The organism is Achromobacter aegrifaciens (assembly GCF_902859735.1).
Lineage (GTDB): Bacteria > Pseudomonadota > Gammaproteobacteria > Burkholderiales > Burkholderiaceae_B > Achromobacter > Achromobacter aegrifaciens.
The window spans coordinates 484,319-505,591 of sequence record NZ_CADIJY010000004.1 but is presented as its reverse complement, the minus strand read 5'-3'; the positions used below and the strand labels follow the sequence as shown (position 1 = coordinate 505,591).

The 21,273-nt window shown below is 66.5% G+C and carries 21 protein-coding genes; 7 read left to right on the top strand and 14 right to left on the bottom strand.

The features are described from left to right. Nucleotides 1-37 precede the first annotated feature (37 nt). Both HV766_RS15360 and HV766_RS15355 read right to left on the bottom strand, forming a co-directional pair. A complete protein-coding gene (locus HV766_RS15360; RefSeq protein ID WP_225590302.1) occupies nucleotides 38-1,510 on the bottom strand; it encodes an aldehyde dehydrogenase family protein in 1,473 nt (490 codons plus the stop codon). After that, nucleotides 1,507-3,078: a GMC family oxidoreductase gene (locus tag HV766_RS15355; RefSeq protein ID WP_175181438.1), complete on the bottom strand. Its 1,572-nt coding sequence runs from the start codon at nucleotides 3,076-3,078 to the stop codon at nucleotides 1,507-1,509. The genes HV766_RS15360 and HV766_RS15355 overlap by 4 nt, the downstream gene beginning before the upstream one ends. Nucleotides 3,079-3,249: 171 nt before the next feature. On the opposite strand from HV766_RS15355, the gene HV766_RS15350 reads away from it, so the two are divergent. Continuing rightward, on the top strand, nucleotides 3,250-4,158 hold the full coding sequence (locus HV766_RS15350; protein ID WP_054452388.1) for a LysR family transcriptional regulator: 909 nt from the start codon (nucleotides 3,250-3,252) through the stop codon (nucleotides 4,156-4,158). Between the two features lie 149 nt (nucleotides 4,159-4,307). Here HV766_RS15350 and rpsT read toward each other — a convergent pair whose 3' ends face one another. From rpsT to HV766_RS15300, 10 genes are all read right to left on the bottom strand, one after another. Next, a complete protein-coding gene (gene rpsT, locus HV766_RS15345; RefSeq protein ID WP_006396042.1) occupies nucleotides 4,308-4,571 on the bottom strand; it encodes a 30S ribosomal protein S20 in 264 nt (87 codons plus the stop codon). Between the two features lie 259 nt (nucleotides 4,572-4,830). Next, nucleotides 4,831-5,799, bottom strand: a complete 969-nt coding sequence (locus HV766_RS15340; protein WP_119449305.1) for a FecR domain-containing protein — start codon at nucleotides 5,797-5,799, stop codon at nucleotides 4,831-4,833. A gap of 192 nt (nucleotides 5,800-5,991) precedes the next feature. After that, nucleotides 5,992-7,551 (bottom strand): murein biosynthesis integral membrane protein MurJ, encoded by a 1,560-nt coding sequence (gene murJ / locus HV766_RS15335; RefSeq protein WP_054452384.1) that lies wholly within the window; start codon nucleotides 7,549-7,551, stop codon nucleotides 5,992-5,994. Nucleotides 7,552-7,733: 182 nt separating this feature from the next. Then, the gene (locus HV766_RS15330) at nucleotides 7,734-8,492 is read right to left on the bottom strand and encodes a 3-hydroxyacyl-CoA dehydrogenase (protein ID WP_054452382.1); all 759 of its coding nucleotides are present in this window, start codon (nucleotides 8,490-8,492) and stop codon (nucleotides 7,734-7,736) included. A 132-nt stretch (nucleotides 8,493-8,624) separates the two neighbouring features. Continuing rightward, nucleotides 8,625-9,281, bottom strand: a complete 657-nt coding sequence (gene adk / locus HV766_RS15325; protein WP_054452380.1) for an adenylate kinase — start codon at nucleotides 9,279-9,281, stop codon at nucleotides 8,625-8,627. Between the two features lie 91 nt (nucleotides 9,282-9,372). Beyond that, nucleotides 9,373-10,137, bottom strand: coding sequence for a 3-deoxy-manno-octulosonate cytidylyltransferase (kdsB, locus tag HV766_RS15320; RefSeq protein ID WP_054452378.1), 765 nt, complete (start codon nucleotides 10,135-10,137; stop codon nucleotides 9,373-9,375). A gap of 10 nt (nucleotides 10,138-10,147) precedes the next feature. After that, nucleotides 10,148-10,330, bottom strand: a complete 183-nt coding sequence (locus HV766_RS15315; protein WP_054452377.1) for a Trm112 family protein — start codon at nucleotides 10,328-10,330, stop codon at nucleotides 10,148-10,150. A 64-nt stretch (nucleotides 10,331-10,394) separates the two neighbouring features. Further along, a complete protein-coding gene (lpxK, locus tag HV766_RS15310) occupies nucleotides 10,395-11,435 on the bottom strand; it encodes a tetraacyldisaccharide 4'-kinase (protein WP_175181437.1) in 1,041 nt (346 codons plus the stop codon). Then, complete coding sequence (locus HV766_RS15305; protein WP_054452373.1) at nucleotides 11,432-11,845, bottom strand: ExbD/TolR family protein; 414 nt, start codon at nucleotides 11,843-11,845, stop codon at nucleotides 11,432-11,434. The genes lpxK and HV766_RS15305 overlap by 4 nt, the downstream gene beginning before the upstream one ends. Continuing rightward, nucleotides 11,842-12,465: a MotA/TolQ/ExbB proton channel family protein gene (locus HV766_RS15300; protein WP_054452372.1), complete on the bottom strand. Its 624-nt coding sequence runs from the start codon at nucleotides 12,463-12,465 to the stop codon at nucleotides 11,842-11,844. The genes HV766_RS15305 and HV766_RS15300 overlap by 4 nt, the downstream gene beginning before the upstream one ends. A gap of 349 nt (nucleotides 12,466-12,814) precedes the next feature. Between HV766_RS15300 and xseA the strand changes: the two genes are divergently transcribed. From xseA to pcaF, 5 genes are all read left to right on the top strand, one after another. Further along, the gene (xseA, locus tag HV766_RS15295; RefSeq protein WP_054452371.1) at nucleotides 12,815-14,182 is read left to right on the top strand and encodes an exodeoxyribonuclease VII large subunit; all 1,368 of its coding nucleotides are present in this window, start codon (nucleotides 12,815-12,817) and stop codon (nucleotides 14,180-14,182) included. A gap of 166 nt (nucleotides 14,183-14,348) precedes the next feature. After that, a complete protein-coding gene (sodB, locus tag HV766_RS15290; protein WP_013394768.1) occupies nucleotides 14,349-14,927 on the top strand; it encodes a superoxide dismutase [Fe] in 579 nt (192 codons plus the stop codon). A 282-nt stretch (nucleotides 14,928-15,209) separates the two neighbouring features. Then, a complete protein-coding gene (locus tag HV766_RS15285; protein WP_175162969.1) occupies nucleotides 15,210-16,901 on the top strand; it encodes a methyl-accepting chemotaxis protein in 1,692 nt (563 codons plus the stop codon). Nucleotides 16,902-16,973: 72 nt separating this feature from the next. Next, the gene (locus HV766_RS15280) at nucleotides 16,974-18,365 is read left to right on the top strand and encodes a chloride channel protein (RefSeq protein ID WP_054452367.1); all 1,392 of its coding nucleotides are present in this window, start codon (nucleotides 16,974-16,976) and stop codon (nucleotides 18,363-18,365) included. 174 nt (nucleotides 18,366-18,539) lie between these two features. Next, nucleotides 18,540-19,745 carry a 3-oxoadipyl-CoA thiolase gene (gene pcaF / locus HV766_RS15275; RefSeq protein ID WP_054452365.1) on the top strand — a complete coding sequence of 402 codons (1,206 nt, stop codon included), beginning with the start codon at nucleotides 18,540-18,542 and terminating at the stop codon, nucleotides 19,743-19,745. Between the two features lie 85 nt (nucleotides 19,746-19,830). On the opposite strand, the gene HV766_RS15270 is transcribed toward pcaF, so the two are convergent. Beyond that, on the bottom strand, nucleotides 19,831-20,238 hold the full coding sequence (locus HV766_RS15270) for a DUF192 domain-containing protein (RefSeq protein WP_119449368.1): 408 nt from the start codon (nucleotides 20,236-20,238) through the stop codon (nucleotides 19,831-19,833). 188 nt (nucleotides 20,239-20,426) lie between these two features. Further along, complete coding sequence (locus HV766_RS15265; RefSeq protein WP_006220277.1) at nucleotides 20,427-20,672, bottom strand: cold-shock protein; 246 nt, start codon at nucleotides 20,670-20,672, stop codon at nucleotides 20,427-20,429. A gap of 225 nt (nucleotides 20,673-20,897) precedes the next feature. Between HV766_RS15265 and clpS the strand changes: the two genes are divergently transcribed. Continuing rightward, nucleotides 20,898-21,212 (top strand): ATP-dependent Clp protease adapter ClpS, encoded by a 315-nt coding sequence (clpS, locus tag HV766_RS15260; protein ID WP_006383989.1) that lies wholly within the window; start codon nucleotides 20,898-20,900, stop codon nucleotides 21,210-21,212. The last annotated feature ends 61 nt before the right edge of the window (nucleotides 21,213-21,273 follow it).

Sequence of the window (21,273 nt, the reverse complement as noted above, 5' to 3'; positions counted from 1 at the left end):
CCTCCTTTTTTCTAATGGATGTTCTGGCTGGTCGGCATTAGCCGAGGCCGGATTTGAGCGCGATGTGCTTGTATTCGATGAAGTCCTCCAGCGCGGCCACGCCATTCAGGCGTCCCAGCCCGGATTGCTTGAAGCCGCCTTCCTCGGTGCTGTCGTAGACTTTGGCCCAGTCGTTGATCCATACCGAACCTGCGTCGATGGCTTGCGCGACACGCAGCGACCGCTCGACGTCGCGGGTCCAGACGCTGGCGGCCAGGCCGTATTCGCTGTCGTTGGCCAGGCGTATGGCTTCGGCCTCGTCGGCAAAGCGCTGGATCGTCAACACCGGGCCGAAAGTTTCTTGCTGGACGATGGCCAGGCTGTTTTCGGTCACCTCCAGCAGCGTGGGGCGGTAGAAGGCGCCGCTGGCCAGCGGGCCTGTGTCCACCGGCCCGCCGCGTTCGACTGCGGTGGCGCCCGCCGCGATCGCAAGGACGACGGCATGGTCGACGCGTTCGACGCTGGCGCGGTCGATCAGCGGCCCCATGTCGCTGTCCGGATCGGCAGCCGGGCCGACCTTGACCTTGCGCAGCCGGCAGGCCAGTCCGTCGCGAACCTCGGCGTAGATGCCGTCCTGGACCAGCAAGCGGGAGCCGGTCATGCAGAACTGGCCGCTGAAGACAGTCAAGGCCTTTTCAAGCACGGGCAGCGCCGCGTCCACGTCCGCGTCATCGAACAGGATCATGGGAGTCTTGCCGCCGAGTTCCATGCCGAAGCGCTTCAAGTGCCTGGCGCCGGCGGCGCTGATCGCGCGGCCCGTGCGGGTGGAGCCGGTGAAGCTGATGACGGGCACCTCGGGCGAGTCCACCAGATAGGCGGAGCCATCGGGTCCGCTTTCGAAGAACAGATTGATCACGCCATCCGGAAGGTCCTCCGCCTCGGCCATGATCTCGGCCATGAAGCTGGCTGTTTGCGCCACCTGGCCGGGCAGCTTGACGACCGCCGTGCAGCCGGCCGCCAGCGCCGGCGCCAGCGACCGTATCGTCAGCACGGCCGGTGAATTCCAGGGCGCGATCACCGCCGCTACGCCCATGGGTTGGCGCAGGACCATGGAAATGCTGCCGGGCCTGGGCGTCAGCGCCCGGCCGCTTTCGAGCAGGGCGGCGGCGGCCGCGTAGCGCAGCTTGCTTGGAATCATGTCGAGCTCGAAGCCCGCTTCGCCCTTGATCTTGCCGTTTTCGAGGGAGAGGATGTCCAGCAGCCGGTCGCGGTTGCGCTCGAATGCCCGCGCCAACTGCTCCAGCACGCGGGCGCGCAGTTCGTGGTCATGGGCCCAAGGCGTCGTGCGGAAGGCGCGTACGGCTGCCGTGACGGCCGACTTTGCCGCCGCCAAGCCGTTGTCGGGGTAGTGGCCGATGATGTTGTAGGTGGCAGGGTCGATCGATTCCCTCAGGGCGCCTTCGGAGCGCTGGACGCCGCCGATCCAGTTGTAGGCCTTGCGGGTCCAGGCGGTGTTTGCGGCATCTTTCATGATCTGGCCTCCGTGTTCCTGATCCAGTGGCTGACGCGTTCGGCCAGCATGACTACGGTGGGATTGGTGGCGACGGAGGGGACGTCCGGGAAACAGGATGCGTCCGCGACTCGCAGTCTGGCGATGCCGCGCACGCGTCCCTGATAGTCCGTTACCGCGCCAGGATCGCCGTCGCCGCCCATGGGGGCGGTCGAGGTGGGGTGGTGATAGATGTCCAACGCTGTCGGCAGGGCCGCTTCCAGCGCCGCAGCGTCTGCTGCGGTGGGGCCCGGCACGAGCTCCTGAGCGATGATCTCGGACAGCGGGCCCTGGCTCGCGATCCGGCGGATCAATTGAATGCCTTCGACCATCAGTTTCCGATCGCGCGCAGTCCCCAGGATGTTGAGGTCGATGAGCGGCGCAGTGCGGGGATCGCGGTCTTGCAGCTTGAGGCTGCCGATGGAGCTGGGGCGAGTCAGCGCCAGGGCCAGCATGAAGATTGCGCCGGTGGGCGAGTCGGCGGGGTCGCCATAATGCACTGCGCTGACATGCAGGTCGCCGTCGCCGGGCCCGGCCCGGGATGACCGGGTCCACAGGATGGCGCCAACCGGCGGGATGGGCAGCCCCAGCCGGTCGGGATGCGCGGCCCAGACCGTGAAGTAGAAGGGATGCTCCTGCAGTCGCAGGCCGACCGGAAGATCGGCGACCACGGGGATGTCCAGGGCCTTGAGGTCCGCCGCCGGCCCGATGCCGGAGCGAAGCAGGATGGCCGCCGATCCATACGTCCCAGCCGCGAGTACGACTTCGCCGGCTGCGATCCGCTCGCCATCGGCCAGGATCACGGCCTGCGCCCGGCCATTTTCAATCTCGACGCGGTCCGCCAGCGTCTCGCTGTAGATCGTCAGGTTGGGGCGGGCGCGCACGACGTCCGACAGGTAGGTCATACCCGTGTTCAGCCGTTGGCCCATGCGGTTGTTCATCGGGTAGGGACCGACGCCGAAAGGCGCGTCGCTGTTGAAGTCCTGCACGCGGGCATGGCCCGCCATCTGGGCCGAAACCAGGAACGCGCGCTGCATGTCGGAGATTTCGTCGTCCTGCAACTGGTGCACCGGCTCCGGGCCGGTGCGGCCATGGCATTGGTCCGCGCCCGAGGCGGTCCATTCACTGCCGCGGAAGAATGGCAGCGCGTCGGCGATGGACCAATGCGGCAGTCCTGCTCGGGTCCAGCGCTCGAAGTCGGCTGCGGGCGCGCGCATCCAGACGCCGGCATTCACGGCCGAGGAGCCGCCCAGCACCTTGCCCCGCGGAACCGGGAAGGACTTTCCGCCCCAGCCTGGCTGGGACACGTATCCCCAGTCGTGTTTGGCGTCGCCGCCGATGATGTTCTGGGCGCGGACGGCGTCCGGGTAGGCGTGGGGCGGATAGGCCTGGCCGGCCTCGAGCAGCAGTACCCGGCGGGCGGGATCCTCGCTCAGGCGGCTGGCCAGCACGGCGCCCGCCGAACCGCCTCCCACCACGATGATGTCGAAGGCAGCGTGCTGAAAGTCTGAATTTTCTGACGCCGAAGGGTGGCGTAGTCCTGTATTCATTGTGGTCTCCTCTAAAAATCCAGCCTTGTGTCAGGATCGGAGGTTCAAGCGCATCGACGGCTGATCGGATCAGCTGTAGCCAGCGTTCAGCCCGGCATCCCATTGGGATGCATCATTCATCGGTACCGCCTCCGACAGAAGACGGGTGGCGGTCTTTAGAGTCGCGAACATATGTCCGGAACCTTTTCGATCGAATCGTTCAGTGGAATGGTGGCCTTCGCGGCCACGGTGGAGTCCGGCAGTTTCGCTGCGGCCGGGCGCAAGCTGGGCCTGTCCGCGTCCGCGGCGGGCAAGGCGGTTGAAAGGCTGGAGCTCAAGCTGGGCGTACGGCTGCTGCATCGCAGTACGCGCTCTCTGGGGCCGACCGGTGAAGGCGAGGTTCTGTACCGCTATGTCAGCAAGATCCTGAAGGATCTCCAGGAGGCGGAGCGCGAGTTGCAGCTGGTGCAGAACGCGCCCCGCGGCCGGCTCAAGATCAGTGTTCCCACGGTGATGGGCCGCAGGATCGTGTTGCCGGCGCTCAGCGACTTCCACGCGCGCTTTCCCGAGGTGATGGTCGACATCAACCTGGACGACCTGATCGTCGACGTGATCGAGGACGGATACGACCTCGTATTGCGCCTGGGCGAACTGGAGGATTCAGGGCTGCAGGCCCGCAACATCGGCCCGCACGCGTTCACGACTTGCGCCTCGCCCGCCTACCTGGCCCAGCGCGGCACGCCGCGTACGCCTGCGGATCTCAGTGAGCATTGCTGTATCTACTATCGGTTCCCAACCACTGGCAGGACGGAAACCTGGGCTTTCAAGGGAGAGCCGTCGGGTAGGGTATTCAAACCCTCCAGCATATTGAATGATGGCGAGGCCCTGGCATCCGCGGCGATCGGCGGCTTGGGGATCGTGCAGGCGCCCAGCTACCTGGTAAAGGAAGACGTGGCGGCGGGGCGGCTGCGGCCGGTGCTCGAGGATTACACGGAAAACCGGGGCAGCGTTTCGCTGCTATGGCCGCCCCGATCGGCGGAGGTTGCCCGGGTGCGCGCGTTCATCGATTTCTTCGCCGAGCGGATCGCGGCGCATTTATAGCCGCGGCGGGCGCAAGGGGCAAAGGGGAGTATATGGACGCCGCAAAATAGAGCCTTTGCGGCAGCCCGAAACGCAAAAAAGGATGCCCATGGGCATCCTTTTTCATTTGCCGTATTCGTGACGCCCTGAAAACAGGGCGGCAGAATGGCTTAGGCCAGCGCCTTGATGGCGGCAGCCAGGCGGCTCTTGTGGCGAGCGGCCTTGTTCTTGTGGATGATGTTCTTGTCGGCCACGCGATCGATCACGCTGGAGGCCTTCTGGAACACTTCGCCAGCCGCAGCCTTGTCGCCAGCGGCGATGGATTGGCGAACGCGCTTGATGGCGGTGCGCAGCATCGAGCGCAGGCTGGAATTGTGCTTGTTGCGCTCAACGGATTGGCGAGCGCGCTTGCGGGCTTGGGCGGTATTGGCCATGTTGCTATATAAGTTGAATTCGGCAAAGTCGAACATTGTAGCAAGTCCCTACGGGAATGCAAGCTTTTAATGTTTGATCAGCCGATGGAGCGCCCGTCAACCGGGCGGGGGGCGCTGCGGGAGGAATTCCCTGGGCTGGAGAGCCCTTGCGGATGGTCCTCATGCGTTTGAGGAAAACCCGTGGCGCCTACTGGATAAAAACACCGTGCTTAGTATACAACGAAGCCGCTCCGGCGGCACGGGGCGAATGCCGGCGTTGTCAGGTGGCGACGCTGATGGAGACGAACCAGGGCGTGAAACGGCGGACGTGGATGGGCATGATGTCGCGCAGCGTATCGAGCGCGGCGTCGGTGTCGTCCAGCGGGAAGTGGCCGGATACCGGCAGGCCGCCAGCGGCCATGGATACTCGCAGCGTGCCGCTGCGGTAGGGGCGCAGGGCGGCGATCACTTCGGCCAGCGGGCGGCCGCGGGCTTCGACCCAGCCGGCTTCCCAGGCGGCTTCGGCCATGAGTTCGGCGCGCGGGGTGTCCATGCGGGCCGCGTCGAACCGGGCGCCGGTGCCGGCGCGGACGGTGCCGTGGGCCCCGGACATGGTTTCGACCTCGACCTCATGCTCATGCACCACCACCAGGGTGCGCTGGGCTTGCTGGCGCACCATGTAACGGGTGCCCAGCGCGCGGACCGTGCCTTCTGCCGTCTGGACCAGGAAAGGGCGGCGCGCGTCAGGAGCCACCGACACCGTCACGGCGCCGTCCAGCAGACGGACCTGGCGATAAGCGGGAGTGAAGTCCAGGTTGACGCGGCTGCGCGCGTCCAGCAGCAGTTGGCTGCCGTCGGACAGCACGTAGCGGCGACGCTCGCCCGTGGCCGTGGCGGCATCCGCCGCGACATTGCCCAGGGGATAGAAGGCATTGCCCACGTAGGCGGCGCAGGCGCCGGTACCGGCGAGCGCCAGCGCGCCGGCCAGAAAACGGCGGCGAGGGGGCGCAATGGCGGGGCCGGAAGGGGCCGCGAGATGCGGGATGGCCGGGCCGGTGGTCGCGTAGCCGGCGGGATAGGCGTCGCCAAGCCGGCCAAACGTCGATCCTTCCAGCGAGCCGGTCAGCTGCTGCCAGGCGTTCTCGTGGGCTGGGTCGGCAGCGCGCCACGCCAGGAAGTCGTTATAGTCCTGGGCGGTCGCCTTGCCGGAGCGCAATAACAGCAGCCAATTGATTACCTGGTCCGCCATGGGTTGTCCTTGGGCGTACTTCACTTCATGTCCCCGCAGTGCTTCAAGGGGGATCCTTTCGATGGCAATTTGTAAATAATAAAGGTTTTTTACCAAAGATTACCGGCTGATTGTCAATTCTTGACGAATCTAATGCAAAAAAAGCCGGTACTAGACCGGCTTTTGACGTGTATATAGGCAGATTGTCCGAACTTAGCGCGCCGGACGTCGGCCGAAGTCCCTAGGGCGGAAGCCAAACAGTAACAACATTCCGAAGTAGACCGCGCCGCTGGCCGCCAGCACGCCAGCCAGCCAGGCCACCCGCTGACCGGAGTGGGCCTGCAGGGCGATCCAGTCGATGCGTCCGTCCGCATACCAGAGCAAGGCCGCCAGCGCCGCCAAGGCGGGCAAAAGGCGCAGCGCGAACGCCGCCCAGCCGGGGCCGGGCTGGTAGACGCCGCGGCGGCGCAGGCCGATCAGCAGCGCCAGCGCATTCAGGCAGGCGCCCAGGCCGATTGCCAGGGCCAGCCCGGCATGCGCCATCAGAGGCACCAGCACCAGGTTCATCAACTGCGTCATGATCAGCACCCCGATGGCGATCTTCACCGGCGTGCGGATGTCCTGCTTGGCGTAGAAGCCGGGCGCCAGGATCTTCACTGCCAGCAGACCGATCAGTCCGGCAGAATAGGAAATGACCGCCAGCCGGGTCTGGCTTACGTCCTGGGCGGCGAAGGCGCCGTAGTGGAACAGGGTGGCGACCAGGCCGTCGGACAGCAGCGCCATGCCCACCGCCGCCGGCAGGCCCAGCAGCAGCACCAGGCGCAGGCCCCAGTCCAGCAGTCCGCTGTAACCGCCGTGGTCATCGCGGGCATGGGCGGCGGACAGGCTGGGCAGCAGCACCGTGCCCAGCGCCACGCCCAGCAGCGCCGTGGGGAATTCCATCAGGCGATCGGCGAATGACAGCCAGGTAACGCTGCCCGGCGTGAGCCAGGTGGCGATGTTGGTGTTGATCAAGAGCGAGATCTGCGCGACCGAGACGCCCAGGGTGGCGGGTGCCATCTGCTTGAGGATGCGCTGCACCGTGGGGTCGCCCCAGGCCTCGCGGAACCGCAGGGTGAAGCGTGGCGTCAGGCCGAGCCGGGCCAGGGCGATCCATTGCACAGCCAGTTGCGCAACGCCGCCGATCATGACGCCGATGGCCAGCGCGTAGACCGGCACGTCCATGCGCGGCGCGAGCCAGATGCAGGCCGCGATCATCGCCAGGTTGAGCAGCACCGGCGTGAAAGCCGGCACGGCAAAGCGCCGCCAGGTATTGAGCACGCCCGAGGCGAAGGCGATCAGCGACATGCAGAAGATATAGGGGAACATCACCCGCGTCATCCAGACCGCGGCGCCGAATTCGGTGTCGCGGGCGGCTCCGCGCAGGCCGCTGGCCATGGCCGATACCACCCAGGGCGCGGCGACGATGCCGATGAGGGTGATGAGCATCAGCGCCGCGGTCAGCAGCAGCGCCACGCGGTCCAGCAGGGTGCGGACTTCGGCTTCGGAACGGTTGTTGCGCGCGGCGCCCAGGATGGGCACGAAGGCCTGGGCGAAGGCTCCTTCGGCGAACAGGCGGCGCAGCAGGTTGGGAATGCGGAAAGCGACCCAGAAGGCGTCGGTGATGGGGCCGGCGCCGAAAGCGCGGGCCACCAGGATGTCGCGGATCAGGCCGGAAATGCGGGACAGCAGGGTGAAGCTGCTGACCGTGGCCGCCGAACGAAACAGGCTCATGGAAGACTACGTAAAAAGGGGGCCGGCAGGCCCCATAACCAACATTGCCCCTTGAATGGGGCAACACTTCGCCCTACGTTTTTTCTCTACGCCGGAGCGCCTTTTTCCCTTGGACCGCCCCAAGGGAAAAAGAGTCCCCTCGGGGGGCAGAGAGCCCGCGCAGCGGGCGAAGCGTGGGGGCATTATTTCGGCGGCATGCGGATGGCGCCGTCGAGGCGGATGGTTTCGCCATTGAGCATGTCGTTGGTGATGATGCTGTGGACCAGCTTGGCGTAGTCTTCCGGGCGGCCCAGGCGGGCGGGGAAGGGAATGCTGGCGGCCAGCGAGTCCTGCACTTCCTGCGGCATGCCGAAGATCATGGGCGTGCCGAAGATGCCCGGGGCGATGGTCATGCAGCGGATGCCGGTCTTGGACAGGTCGCGCGCAATGGGCAGGGTCATGCCGGCCACGCCGGCCTTGGAGGCGGCGTAGGCGGCCTGGCCGATCTGGCCGTCGAAGGCCGCGACGGAGGCGGTGTTGATCATCACGCCGCGTTCGCCGGTGGGTTCGGGCGCGTTGGCGCTCATGGCCTCGGCGGCCAGGCGCATCATGTTGAAGCTGCCGATCAGGTTGATCGACACGACCTTCTGGAACAGTTCCAGCGGATGCGCGCCGTTCTTGCCCACGATCTTGGCGGCGGGCGCGACGCCGGCGCAGTTCACCAGGCCAAAGAGCGAGCCCAGCTCGAGCGCGGCGGCTACGGCGTTCTTGCCGTCGGCTTCCTGGGTCACGTCGCAGTGGACGTAGCGCTGGCCCAGTTCCTTGGCCAGGGCCGAGCCCGGCTCGTCCTGCACGTCGGCGATGACGACCTTGGCGCCGTTTTCGACCAGCATGCGCACCGTGCCGGCGCCCAGTCCGGACGCGCCGCCCGTGACGATGAATACCTTGTTCGCGATTTCCATGTGTCTACCACCAGTAGTTCTAGGGATGAAAGCGGCGCGGCAGGCGCCGGATATGACTAGGCCTTCGGGGCCGGCCGGACGCGTTGCGTTCCGGTGCCAGCGCCGAAGGCCTGTGAGCCATCGAGGCGCCGATCAGCCTTGGACGGCTTCGAACAGGCGGGCCTTGATTTCTTCGACCGCGCCGACGCCGGAGATCTTGCGGTACTTCGGCGCGTCGGCGGGATTCTGCTGCGCCCAGGACGAGTAGTAGTCGACCAGGGGGCGGGTCTGGTCGCGGTACACGGCCAGGCGGTTGCGCACGGTTTCCTCGCGGTCGTCGTCGCGCTGGATCAGCTCTTCGCCGGTGACGTCGTCACGGCCTTCGACCTTGGGCGGGTTGAAGCGCACGTGGTAGCTGCGGCCGCTGGGCTGGTGCACGCGGCGGCCGCTCATGCGCTCGATGATGTCTTCTTCGGGGACTTCGATTTCCACCACGTAGTCCAGCTTGACGCCGGCGCTCTTGAGCGCGTCCGCCTGCGGGATGGTGCGGGGGAAACCGTCGAACAGGTAGCCGTTGGCGCAGTCGGGCTGCTTCAGACGGTCCTGTACCAGGCCGATGATGATCTCGTCGGAAACCAGACCGCCGGCATCCATGACCTTTTTGGCTTCAATGCCCAACGGCGTGCCCGCTTTGACCGCGGCGCGCAGCATGTCGCCGGTGGAAATCTGGGGAATGCCGAAGTGTTGGGTGAGAAACGCGGCCTGGGTGCCTTTGCCGGCGCCGGGAGGTCCGAGCAAGATGAGACGCATGAGTGCTCCTGAAGGGGTGTATTTTTTGTGATCCGGGGAATTATGCCGCAATGCAGCAGCCGATGCGGAGCCGCGCCATAGGAAATAACCCTTATATCTGCTTGCTGTAGACCAGTCGGACGCGTTCCAGATCTGCCGGGGTATCTACGCCTGCGGCAGGAGGATTGGACGCCCGATGGACGACGATGACGTGGCCGTGTTCCATGGCGCGCAGCTGCTCCAGAGATTCGAAACGTTCCAGCGCGCCCTGCGGCAGGGACGGATAGCGGCGCAGGAACGACACCCGGTACGCGTACAGGCCGATGTGGTGCCAGGCCGGCAGGCCGTCGGCCAGCACGCGTTCGCCCGAGGCCAGCGCATCGCGGGCCCAGGGGATCGGGGCGCGTGAAAAATACAGCGCGCGGTCGTTCGCGGCGCAGACCAGCTTCACCACGTTGGGGTTGAACAGGGCCTCGGCGTTGGCCAGGGGACAGGCGCAGGTCGCGATGTCGGCCTCGGGGCTGGCTTGCAGCTTGGCCGCGACCGCGTCGATGAGTTCGGGTTCGATCAGGGGCTCGTCGCCCTGCACATTGACCACGATGGCGTCGTCAGGCAGGCCCAGTTGCTCCACGGCTTCGGCCAAGCGGTCGGTGCCGGTCGGGTGGTCGGCGCGGGTCATCAGCGCCTGCAGCCCGTGCGCCTGCGCCGCCTGTTGCACGCGGACGTCGTCCGTGGCCACATAGACGCGGGAAGCGCCGGACAGCGCCGCGCGTTCGGCGGTGCGCACGACCATGGGCTTGCCGGCGATGTCGGCCAGCGGCTTGTCGGGCAACCGGGTCGAGGCGGTGCGCGCCGGGATCAGGGCGATGAAGCTCATGCTCGGCGGTTCAGTGGGAAGCGGGGGCGTCGTCCAGCGCGCGGGCTTCCGATTCCAGCATGACGGGGATGCCGTCGCGCACAGGGAAGGCCAGGCGGTCGGCGCGGCAAACCAGTTCGGCTTGCTGCCGGTCGTGTTCGAGGCGGCCCTTGCACAGCGGGCAGACGAGGATGTCGAGTAGGCGGGATTCCATGACCGGAATTCTAAAGCAGTTTGCCGAGGGCCGGGCCGCGCGGCGCTGCCAGGCGGACGGTTTGCTAGGCCCGGACTGGCTGGCGCAGCGCCTGCGCCAGCCAGTCGAACAGTTGCGGATCGGAGAAGCCGGCGCGCACGGGCACTTCCCACAGCCGCGGATCGTCCAGGGCGGCGCATTTGATCGCGTCCTTGGAGGTGATCAGGATGGCCTCGGCTGTCAGCGCCTGGAAGGGCGACTCGGCGTAATCGTGATGATCGGGCAGGGCGAGCGCGGTTTCCAGCTGGATGCCGGCGCCGCGCAGGGTGGTGAAAAAGCGTTCCGGATTGCCGATGCCGGCCGCCGCCGCGATGCGCGGCTGGCCGGCAAAGGCGGCCAGGGGGCGCGCGCCGCGGCCCGAGACCTGGCGCGTATCGCCCGGTTCCAGCCACATGCGGACTTGCCGCGGCCGGACGCTGCCCGCGGCTTGGGGCTGGCCGCCGGGGGTGCCGATGTTCGTCACGACCACGTCGACCTCCCGGAGCCGTTCGGCGGGCTCGCGCAGGGGGCCCGCCGGCAGCAGGCGGCCATTGCCCACGCCGCGCTCGTCCTGCACCACGATTTCGATGTCGCGCGCCAGCGCCAGATGCTGCAGGCCGTCGTCCGACACGATCACGTCCACCTTGGGGTGCGCCTGCAGCAGGGCCTGGGCGGCCAGGGCGCGCTTCGGGTGCACGGAAACCGGCGCTCCGGTGGCGCGGGCGATCAGCGCGGGCTCATCGCCAAAGCGGGCGGCTTCGAGTTGGCCCAGCCCGACGCGGGCGTGCGGCCCGACCTTGACGCCGTAGCCGCGGCTGACGACCCCGGGGGTGTAGCCGCGGGCCCGCAACGCCTCGACGGTGGCGATGACCATGGGGGTCTTGCCCGTGCCGCCGACGTAGACATTGCCGATCACCACGACGGGAACGGGGGCGCGGTACGAGCGGCGGGTGCCGTCCAGGTAGCGCTGGCGCTTGCGCGCCACTTCCCAGGCGGTCAGCCTGGACAGCGGCAGCAGCAGATTGGAGAGCCAGCCGCCGTGCTGCCATTGGCGCGCCAGCAGCGTCGAGGCGCGCTTGGCGGTCACCGGGTGGTCTGCGCGGCGAAGTTGACGCGGCCGATGCCAGCCAGCCGGGCGGCTTCCATGATGTTGATCACGGACTGGTGGGTGGCCTGGGCGTCGGCGTTGATGACGACCAGCGGTTCGGTCTTGCCGGCGGCGGCCTGGCGCAAGGCCTCGGCGATTTCGGGCGGCGTGGAGACGTCGATGAGCGTGCCGTTGAGCGCGTAGCGCCCGTCCTGGCTGACGGCGACTTCCAGCGCCGGAGGCGTGTCCTGTTCCATCGAGGCCTGGGGCAGCGTCACCTTCAGCTGGGTGAAGCGCGCGAAGGAGGTGGTTGCCGCCAGGAAGATCAGGATGACCAGCAGCACGTCGATGAGCGGAATCAGGTTGATATCCAGCTCATCGCGCTCGCCGCGGGGGCCGCGGAAATTCATGAACGGCCCTCGCGCATGGCGGACCCGGGGGAGACGGCGCGGACCAAGCGCGACGCGGTCTGTTCCATGGCGCTGAGGTAGCCGTCCACACGGCCGCGCAGATAGCGGTGCGCGATCATGGCGGGAATGGCGATGAGGATGCCGAAGCCGGTGTTGTACAGCGCCATCGAGATGCCGCGCGCCAGTTGCGCGGGATCGCCGCCGCCGGGGGTGTAGGAGCCGAAGATCTCGATCATGCCGACCACGGTGCCGAACAGGCCCATCAGGGGCGCGACCACGGCGATGGTGCCGATGGCGGAGATGTAGCGGCTGAGGTCGTGGGCGACGGCGCGGCCGGTATCCTCGACCACGTTGCGCAGTTCCTCGCGCGGCAGGTGGCGGTGACGCATTACCTCGGCCAGGATCCGGCCCAGCGGCGAGTTGCGCTCCAGGCGGTTGATCGCGTCGGGAGTGTCCTGGCGGTTGCGCAGCATTTCAGCCACTTGGTCGCTCAGGCCGCGCGGCATGACCAGGCCGCGGCGCAGGGAGAGGAAGCGCTCGAAGATCAGCGCCAGGCCCAGGACGGATGTCGCCAGCAGGGGCCATATCGGCCAGCCGGCCTCGCGCAGTATGGAAAGCAAAGCGTTCAACTCCCGGGGGACCGGCGCGCAAAGCGGCGCGAACCGGCATCTGATCAAGCCGAAACTGTAACGGTGCGGCGGGGGTGTGGCAAGTCGGTACGACCCCCAATCTATCCACAGATCTTGTGGATAATTCTGTGCAAAACTTCCCGGAAGTGCTTGTGGGCACAGGGCTTGCACTTGTTTGCTTCAATTTCGAGCAGCTTTGTTTTCAATAAAGTTATATAAAAATCAATGATTTAGTTCGAATTTGCTGGCTTTCGGGCCGGTTGGGGAAAATCTGCTGGGACGCGGTATGATTGCGGCCCGCTACGCGGCTCCTGTGGACAGGTACGCATCGGAAAGCCCCATGACAATTGAATCTACAGTCACAAACAACGTATTTGCGCGGGATATCCTGACGGTTGCCCAGCTGAATCAAGCTGTGGGGCAGTTGTTGGAGCGCAGCATCCCGGCGCTATGGGTGCGTGGAGAGATTTCCAACTTCACGGCGGCGGCTTCCGGGCATTGGTACTTCACGCTCAAGGACAGCCGGGCCTCCGTGCGGGCAGTCATGTTCAGAAGCCGCGCCAGTGCGGTGGGTTTCACGCCGCGGGCCGGTGATCAGGTCGAAATCCGGGCCCGCGTGTCGCTCTACGAGCCCCGTGGCGACTATCAGCTGCAGGCTGACGCCATGAGGCGGGCCGGACTAGGCAATCTGTACGAGGCGTTTCTGCGCCTGAAGGAGCAACTGGCTTCCGAAGGCCTGTTCGATCCCGCCGCCAAGCGCGAACCCGTGCGCCTGCCGCGGGCGATCGGCGTGGTGACGTCCCTGCATGCCGCGGCGTTGCGGGACGTGCTGTCGGCGCTGGCGCGCCGCGCACCCCAGGTGCCCGTGTTCATCTACCCCGCGCCGGTCCAGGGGGCGGACGCCGCCGGGCGGCTGGCCGCCCAGGTGCGCATGGCCAACCAGCGCGCCGAGGTCGATACGCTGCTGCTGGTGCGCGGCGGGGGCAGCATCGAGGATCTTTGGAGCTTCAACGACGAAGCCTTGGCCCGCGAGGTTGCGGCCAGCGCAATCCCCGTCATCAGCGGGGTGGGGCACGAGACGGATTTCACCATCGTCGATTTCGTGGCCGACGTGCGCGCGCCGACGCCGACCGCAGCCGCCGAACTGGCCTGCGTGCCGCGTTCGGAATTGCTGGGCCGGGTCATGCAGGCGGCAGAGGCCATGACGCGCGGTCAGCAGCGCCGCCTGGAACGCGCTGCCCAGCGGCTGGACCGCGCCGCCGCGCAACTGGTGTCTCCGGCCCAACGGCTCGAACATCAGCGGGAGCGCCTGAACAGCCTGCGTTTCCGCCTGGCCACCGCCTGGTCCGGTCCCCAGGAGCGCCGCGCCGCGCGCGTCAATCTGCTGACGCAGCGTCTGGCGCATCGCGTACCCGACACGGGCCGCGCGGCCGACCGGCTGGCCGGCGCGGCGCGGCAGCTCGGCCAGGCGCATGCGCGGCTGCTGGTGCAGCGGCGCAACCGGCTGGCCGCCGCCACGGCGCAATTGCGCGCGCTGGATCCGGGCAACACACTGGCCCGCGGCTACGCCATCGCGCGCGACGAACAGGGCCGCATCGTGCGGGACGGGACCGCGCTGACGGCGGGGCAGGCGCTGGACCTGAGCTTCGCGCAGGGCGGAGCCGAAGTCGCGGTCACGCGCAGCCGCGAGACGCGCGAGGCTTCCTGAAAGAGGGCGGTCGCGCGCGCTTGGGGCTGCTGTCATGAACACATGCTTCCAGTCATAAGCAGATGCGTCCCTTAACCCCGCGCGGGCGGGGGGTTAACGAGGTATCCTCAGTAGTTGCCGATACAATTGAACGGCTTGATCGTGCACTCAACAGAAGGAACCTCACATGGCACATACTCTTCCCCCCCTGCCTTACGAACTGGACGCGCTGGCTCCGCACATCTCCAAGGAAACGCTGGAGTTCCACTACGGCAAGCATCACCAGACCTACGTCACGAACCTGAACAACCTGATCCCGGGCACGGAATTCGAAACGCTGTCGCTGGAAGACATCGTCAAGAAGTCCTCGGGTGGCATTTTCAACAACGCCGCCCAGATCTGGAACCACACGTTCTACTGGAACAGCCTGGCTCCCAAGGCCGGCGGTGCGCCGACCGGCAAGCTGGCTGACGCCATCAACGCCAAGTGGGGCAGCTTCGACGCTTTCAAGGAAGCCTTCAACAAGTCGGCCGCCGGCAACTTCGGTTCGGGCTGGACCTGGCTGGTCAAGAAGGCCGACGGCTCGGTCGACATCGTCAACACCAGCAACGCCGCCACCCCGCTGACCACGGCCGACAAGCCGCTGCTCACCTGTGATGTGTGGGAACACGCCTACTACATCGACTACCGCAACGCCCGTCCCAAGTACCTGGAAAACTTCTGGGCGCTGGTGAACTGGGAATTCGCGGCCAAGAACTTCGCCTGATAGGCAAAGCCAGGCCCGCCGCGGCGTCAGCGTCGCGGCTCCTGCTGATCAACCCCTCGCGCAAGCGTGGGGTTTTCTTTTTTGTTCAGAAAAAATTCAGCCTGCGAAATCCCTGTCGATTGTCGAATTCATTGCGGGGAAATGAAGAACAAACCGGCTTTTCTTCCGGGTAATCCCTAGGTTTGCCAGCCACTATCGTTGGCCCCGGTCGGCGACTGAACCACGGGGTCCACGGCCGCGGCATGCCCGCCATAAACCGTGGTACTTACAGGGAAGGGAAGCATGTTGCGGTTATTTTCGGGTTTGCGCATCGGCGCGCGCCTGTCGGGCGCGTTTTTGCTGGTGGCGGTGATAGGCGGTGCGATTGGCGGCTTCGGGGTCTGGGGCCTGGCGCGCATCAATGAAATGAACGACCGGCTTTACGACACCGAGCTGCGCGGCATCTCGGACGTCAAGGAAGCCAACATCAATCTGATCTATGCGGGCCGCGCCCGCAACGGCTACCTGGCCGCGTCCACCGACCAGGAACGCCAGGCCCTGCGCAAGCAGTTCGACGACGCCGTCGCCAACATGGACGCGCTGCGTGAAAAGGCTGCGGCCAACTTCTATTCCGAAGAAGGCAAGCGCGCGCTGGCGCAGTTCACCGAGACCGAGCAGGTCTGGAAGCGCGAGTCCGCGGCCTTCTTCGCCGCCGCCCAGGCGCGGCCGCTGACCCAGGCCGATCCGCGGGTTGCCGAGATCGAGGCGCGCGTGATCGCTTCGTCGCAGAAGCTGGACGACCTCATGACGACCTTGGCGAAGACCAAGGAAAACGCCGCCGCCCAGACCGTGCAGAGCGGCACGGATCTGTATGAAACGTTGCGCGCCGTCATGGTCGCCCTGGCCGTGATCGGCGTGGCGGTCGGCATGTTGCTGGGCTGGCTGGTGACACGCGGCATCGTGCGTCCGCTGGAACAGGCCGTGACGGCGGCGCGCCAGGTTGCGGCCGGCGACCTGACGACCGACATCCAGGTCGCCACGCGCGACGAAACCGGCGACCTGATGGGCGCGCTCAAGACCATGAACGAAAGCCTGGCGCGCATCGTCAAGGACGTGCGCGACGGCTGTGAGAGCATCGCATCGGCGTCCTCGCAGATCGCGCAGGGCAACGCAGACCTGTCGCAGCGCACCGAGGAGCAGGCCTCGTCGCTCGAGGAAACCGCGGCGTCGATGGAGCAGCTGACCAGCACCGTGCAGCAGAACGCCAACAACGCCAGCGAAGCCGACCGGCTGGTCAACCAGGCTTCCAGCGTGGCCGTGCGCGGCGGCGAAGTGGTGGAGGGCGTGGTCCAGACCATGAGCGCGATCTCCGACAGCTCGCGCCGCATTGCCGACATCACGGGCGTGATCGACGGCATCGCCTTCCAGACCAACATCCTGGCGCTCAACGCAGCCGTGGAAGCGGCGCGCGCCGGCGAGCAGGGCCGCGGCTTCGCCGTGGTGGCGGGCGAGGTGCGCACGCTGGCGCAGCGCTCCGCAGTGGCCGCGAAGGAGATCAAGGCCTTGATCGACGAGTCGGTCACGCGCGTCGAGGGCGGCACGCGCCAGGTCGACGAAGCTGGCCGCACCATGCGCGAAGTGGTGGACAGCGTGCGCCAGGTCGCCACGCTGGTGCGCGAAATCGCCAGCGCTTCGGAAGAGCAGTCCGCCGGCATCGGCCAGGTCAACCAGGCCGTGGCGCAGATGGACACCGTGACGCAGCAGAACGCCGCGCTGGTGGAAGAGGCGGCAGCGGCGGCGGCCAGCATGCAGGAACAGGCCACGCGCCTGGCGCAGGAAGTGCGCCGCTTCAAGGTCGAAGCCGGCAGCGGATCGGCCCGTGAAGCCCAGGTCCGTTTGGTGCAGGCGGTGCCTGCGGCGCCGCGCAAGCCGGCCGCGCCGGTGGCGCGTCCCGCGCTGGCGCAGGCCTCTGACGACGACTGGTCGACGTTCTGATCCTGCGCTGTGGGCTGGCGGTCAGGTGGGAGTGGTAAGGTTAGCCACTTTCAACCGCGCCGGCTTCTGCCCATGAACCTGCCCGACCCTCTACGCCGGCTGCTGGCCGGCCCGCGCCGATGGGCGCATCGCAAGGTGCGCCAGATCAACCGCCTGTCGCGCAAGAGCGTGCAGATGGGGCTGTTGCTGGGGGGCGCCGGCCTGGTGGCGCTGATGTCGCTGGGCTTTGCCTATCTGGCCGACAAGGCGCTGGAATGGAACCGCGAGTGGGTCGCCTACAACGGCTGGCTGGCCTTGCTGGTCCTGCCGCTGAGCCTGGCGGCCTTGCGCTGGCTGACTTTGCGCTTCGCGCCCAATGCGTCCGGCAGTGGCATTCCGCAGGTCATCGGCGCCTTGTCGCTGCCGCCGGGCGCCAGCCAGAACAGCCTGGTGGCGCTGGGGCAGACTCTCTGGAAAATTCCTCTTGCGTTCGGCGGCATGCTGGCCGGCGCCTCGATCGGCCGCGAAGGGCCGTCCGTGCAGGTGGGCGCGGCCTTGATGCTGGCCTGGGGCGACTTCTGGAAACGTCGCGGCGTGCAGCTGCGCGGCTTTCACGCCAACGAACTGATTGCCGCCGGCGCCGCGGGCGGTCTGGCGGCCGCCTTCAACGCGCCGTTGGCCGGCGTCATCTTCGCCATCGAGGAGCTTGGGCGCGGCACGGTGCTGCGCTGGCAGCGGCTGGTGTTGATCGGCGTGCTGGCCTCGGGCTTCCTGGTCGTGGCCGTGGTCGGCAACAATCCCTATTTCGGCGTGTTCGGCGGCGCGCCGCTGACGCATGGCATGGTGATGTGGGTGGCCATCTGCGCGGCGCTCAATGGCGCATTGGGCGGCATATTCGCCCGCCTGCTCGGCAAGGGGGCTGCTGGCAGCGCGCCACAGTCCTGGCGCGCCTGGATCCGCGCCCATCCGATCTGGACCGCCTTCATCATGGGCCTGATCCTGGCCATGATCGGGCTGGCTACCGCCGGCAGCGTCTACGGCACGGGATATGGCGTGGCCGCGGACCTGCTGTCGGGCAAGGACACTGCACCCGCGAGCTTCGGGCTGGCCAAGCTGGCCGCGACGGTCGCCTCCTATTGGGCGGGCATACCGGGCGGCATCTTCACGCCGGCCCTGACCACCGGTGCCGGCATCGGCCATCACATCTGGCAACTGGCGGGAGAGGGCGTCGACCATCGCGTGCTAGTGCTGATCTCGATGGCCGCGTTCCTGGCCGCCGCGACCCAGGCGCCGCTGACCGCCAGCGTGGTGGTGATGGAAATGACGGGCAGCCAGCCCATGCTGTTCTGGCTGCTGGTCGGCTCTCTGCTGGCTTCCGGCGTGTCGCGCCAATTCTGCCCGCAACCCTTCTACCACCTGGCTGCGGGGCGTTTCCGCCGGCAAGCCATCGTCGATGCCGGACGCGCCGCCAAGCCGCCGGCGTGAGTCCATAAGCCGCGCCCGCGCCCCGGCGCGGTGCACGGGGCGCGCACAGGCGGGGTGAACAGCCATTGGACACTGTCCGTGCAGCGGACATCCCGCAGGCGCACCAACTTGGCGCGAAAGCGCTGCGTTAAGATCGCCCGATCCGGATTTTTTCTCACTGACTTCGAGCCTCCCATGACCGTGCATGCTTTTATTTGTGATGCGATCCGCACTCCCTTCGGCCGCTACGGCGGCGCGCTGGCTTCCGTGCGCCCCGACGATCTCGCTGCCGTAGCCATCAAGGCGCTGGTGGCGCGCAATCCTGGCGTGCGCTGGGAAGAACTGGACGACGCCATCATGGGCTGCGCCAACCAGGCGGGCGAAGACAATCGCAACGTGGCCCGCATGGCCACGCTGCTGGCCGGCCTGCCGATCGAAGTGCCCGGCGCCACCGTCAACCGCCTGTGCGGTTCGGGCCTGGACGCCATCGGCGGCGCTGCCCGCGCCATCCGCGCTGGCGAAGCCGGCCTGATGCTGGCCGGCGGCGTGGAAAGCATGAGCCGCGCGCCCTTTGTCATGGGCAAGGCCGACAGCGCGTTCTCGCGCAATGCCGCGATTTACGACACCACCATCGGCTGGCGCTTCATCAACAAGCTGATGAAGGCGCAATACGGCGTGGACTCGATGCCCGAAACGGCCGAGAACGTCGCCGACGATTTCAAGATCAACCGCGAAGACCAGGATCTGTTCGCGCTGGCCAGCCAGCAGAAGACCGCGCGCGCGCAGAAGGAAGGTTTCTTCGACACCGAGATCGTGCCGGTGTCGATCGCCCAGAAAAAGGGCGACCCGATCATCGTCAGCAAGGACGAGCACCCGCGTGAAACCACGCTGGAAGCGCTGGCCAAGCTGAAGGGCGTGGTCCGCGAAGGCGGCACCGTCACCGCCGGCAACGCCTCGGGCGTCAACGACGGCGCGGCTGCGCTGCTGCTGGCCGACGAAAAGGGCGCCGCCCGCCATGGCCTGACCCCGCGCGCCCGCGTGGTCGGCATGGCCACGGCCGGCGTCGCGCCGCGCATCATGGGCATCGGCCCGGCGCCCGCCACGCTGAAGGTGCTGGCCCAGACCGGCCTTACGCTTGCGCAGATGGACGTCATCGAACTGAACGAGGCGTTTGCCGCCCAGGGCCTGGCCGTGCTGCGCCAGTTGGGCATCGCCGACAACGACCCGCGCGTGAACCCCAACGGCGGCGCGATCGCCCTGGGCCATCCGCTGGGCGCCAGCGGCGCACGCCTGGCCACCACCGCGATCAATCAGTTGCACCGCACCGGCGGCCGTTACGCGCTGTGCACCATGTGCATCGGCGTGGGCCAGGGCATCGCGCTGATCATCGAACGCGTGTAATCGGGCTGGCGCGCAGCGGCTTGCTGCGCGCAGGAACGAAAAGGGAGCCTGCAGGCTCCCTTTTCATATCCGCCGGCGGTTCGCCTCAGGGCAGGCCGTCCAGCTTCTTGCCGGCCTTGATGCCGTGCTGTTCGAACCAGCCCTGGGCCATTTCCAGCGCGTAGCGCACCGGCTTCTTGGCGCAGTGCGGGTCTTCGGTCTGCGGCGCCATGTCTTCAATGTTGACGATCGTGCCATCGTCGGCGATAAAGGCAATCGAGAGCGGAAGGATGGTGTTGCGCATCCAGAAGCACTGCACGTCGGGCTGTTCGAAGACGAACAGCATGCCGTCGTTGCCGGGCAGCTCCTTGCGGAACATCAGGCCGTCGCGGCGGGTCGCTTCCGTGTTCGCGACTTCTGCGCGGATAATATGGATGCCAGCCGAAAGCTGGGTGGTGGGCAGCGGGGCTTGCGGTCCGGTTTGCTGTGCGCTGGCCGCCAGAGGCAGGGCCATGGCGATGGCTGCCAGGGCTTTCGGCAGGAAGTTTCTGAAGAACGCTGTCTTGAACAACGTGAGGCTGACAGGATTTAAAACGGCGTTCTTGGGCATGACCTGGCGCAATGAATGAAAAATAACAAGGCGGGGCTCGAAAGCCCCGCCTGAATAATGGCGCAACCTTACCGTTGCGCTTTAAGGGTAACTCAGGCAGCTGTGATATTAAGCGCCTGTTTGCCTTTGGGCCCCTGGATAATCTCGAAGGCCACTTTCTGGCCTTCCTTCAGGGTTTTAAAACCATTCATCTGGATGGACGAAAAATGGGCGAACAGATCTTCACCGCCGTCGTCGGGCGTAATGAAGCCGAACCCCTTTGCATCGTTGAACCATTTGACGGTGCCCGTCGATTTGGGATTGTCCCCTTGGACGGCGGTTGCGGTCGTATCAGACATGCGGACTGCCTCATTGAATCGTATGTTGACGAAGGGCATCGCGGCCTAGACCCCTGTCCCCCCTCCGGCTTCCTGGCAGATTTTCGGTGCTTTGAAAACCCCAGAATGCGTGGATAATGCGCCGCTTTTCTTTGCGGCGTCAAGTATGGAAACTACGCATTTCTACGTGTAATTTTCCGTAAGTTACACGCTAGCCGTCCCCCGTTTAAATAGAATAGCGGCCCTATGAGTTCTACCTTGGATACCCAGCATGATTTGGCCGTCGAGAAGGCTCCGGCGCGCGCCGCGCCGCCTCCGATGTACCAGGTCCTGCTGCTGAACGACGACTACACCCCGATGGAGTTCGTCGTGAAAGTACTGCAAAAGTTCTTCAATAAGAATCACGAAGAGGCTACGAGGATCATGTTGCAGGTGCATCACGAAGGGCGTGGTGTATGCGGGGTTTATCCCCGGGACCTCGCCGCCACGCGCATCGCGCAAGTGGCCCAATACGCACGGGCGCGCCAGCACCCCCTGCAATGCGTGATGGAACCCGTCTGAACCCCAGAATCAATGCGCCGCCTGTCATGGCGGCGTTGTGTTGTCCGGTTATTTTGTTTTG

Coding starts and splice junctions, on each gene's coding strand:
- HV766_RS15350 (WP_054452388.1), top strand. CDS start 3,250: ATGTCCGGAACCTTTTCGATCGAATCGTTCAGTGGAATGGTGGCCTTC.
- clpS (WP_006383989.1), top strand. CDS start 20,898: ATGAGTTCTACCTTGGATACCCAGCATGATTTGGCCGTCGAGAAGGCT.
- kdsB (WP_054452378.1), bottom strand. CDS start 10,137: ATGAGCTTCATCGCCCTGATCCCGGCGCGCACCGCCTCGACCCGGTTG.
- HV766_RS15340 (WP_119449305.1), bottom strand. CDS start 5,799: ATGGCGGACCAGGTAATCAATTGGCTGCTGTTATTGCGCTCCGGCAAG.
- rpsT (WP_006396042.1), bottom strand. CDS start 4,571: ATGGCCAATACCGCCCAAGCCCGCAAGCGCGCTCGCCAATCCGTTGAG.
- xseA (WP_054452371.1), top strand. CDS start 12,815: ATGACAATTGAATCTACAGTCACAAACAACGTATTTGCGCGGGATATC.
- murJ (WP_054452384.1), bottom strand. CDS start 7,551: ATGAGCCTGTTTCGTTCGGCGGCCACGGTCAGCAGCTTCACCCTGCTG.
- HV766_RS15270 (WP_119449368.1), bottom strand. CDS start 20,238: ATGGCCCTGCCTCTGGCGGCCAGCGCACAGCAAACCGGACCGCAAGCC.
- sodB (WP_013394768.1), top strand. CDS start 14,349: ATGGCACATACTCTTCCCCCCCTGCCTTACGAACTGGACGCGCTGGCT.
- HV766_RS15280 (WP_054452367.1), top strand. CDS start 16,974: ATGAACCTGCCCGACCCTCTACGCCGGCTGCTGGCCGGCCCGCGCCGA.
- pcaF (WP_054452365.1), top strand. CDS start 18,540: ATGACCGTGCATGCTTTTATTTGTGATGCGATCCGCACTCCCTTCGGC.
- HV766_RS15355 (WP_175181438.1), bottom strand. CDS start 3,078: ATGAATACAGGACTACGCCACCCTTCGGCGTCAGAAAATTCAGACTTT.
- adk (WP_054452380.1), bottom strand. CDS start 9,281: ATGCGTCTCATCTTGCTCGGACCTCCCGGCGCCGGCAAAGGCACCCAG.
- HV766_RS15285 (WP_175162969.1), top strand. CDS start 15,210: ATGTTGCGGTTATTTTCGGGTTTGCGCATCGGCGCGCGCCTGTCGGGC.
- HV766_RS15330 (WP_054452382.1), bottom strand. CDS start 8,492: ATGGAAATCGCGAACAAGGTATTCATCGTCACGGGCGGCGCGTCCGGA.
- HV766_RS15305 (WP_054452373.1), bottom strand. CDS start 11,845: ATGAATTTCCGCGGCCCCCGCGGCGAGCGCGATGAGCTGGATATCAAC.
- HV766_RS15265 (WP_006220277.1), bottom strand. CDS start 20,672: ATGTCTGATACGACCGCAACCGCCGTCCAAGGGGACAATCCCAAATCG.
- HV766_RS15315 (WP_054452377.1), bottom strand. CDS start 10,330: ATGGAATCCCGCCTACTCGACATCCTCGTCTGCCCGCTGTGCAAGGGC.
- HV766_RS15360 (WP_225590302.1), bottom strand. CDS start 1,510: ATGAAAGATGCCGCAAACACCGCCTGGACCCGCAAGGCCTACAACTGG.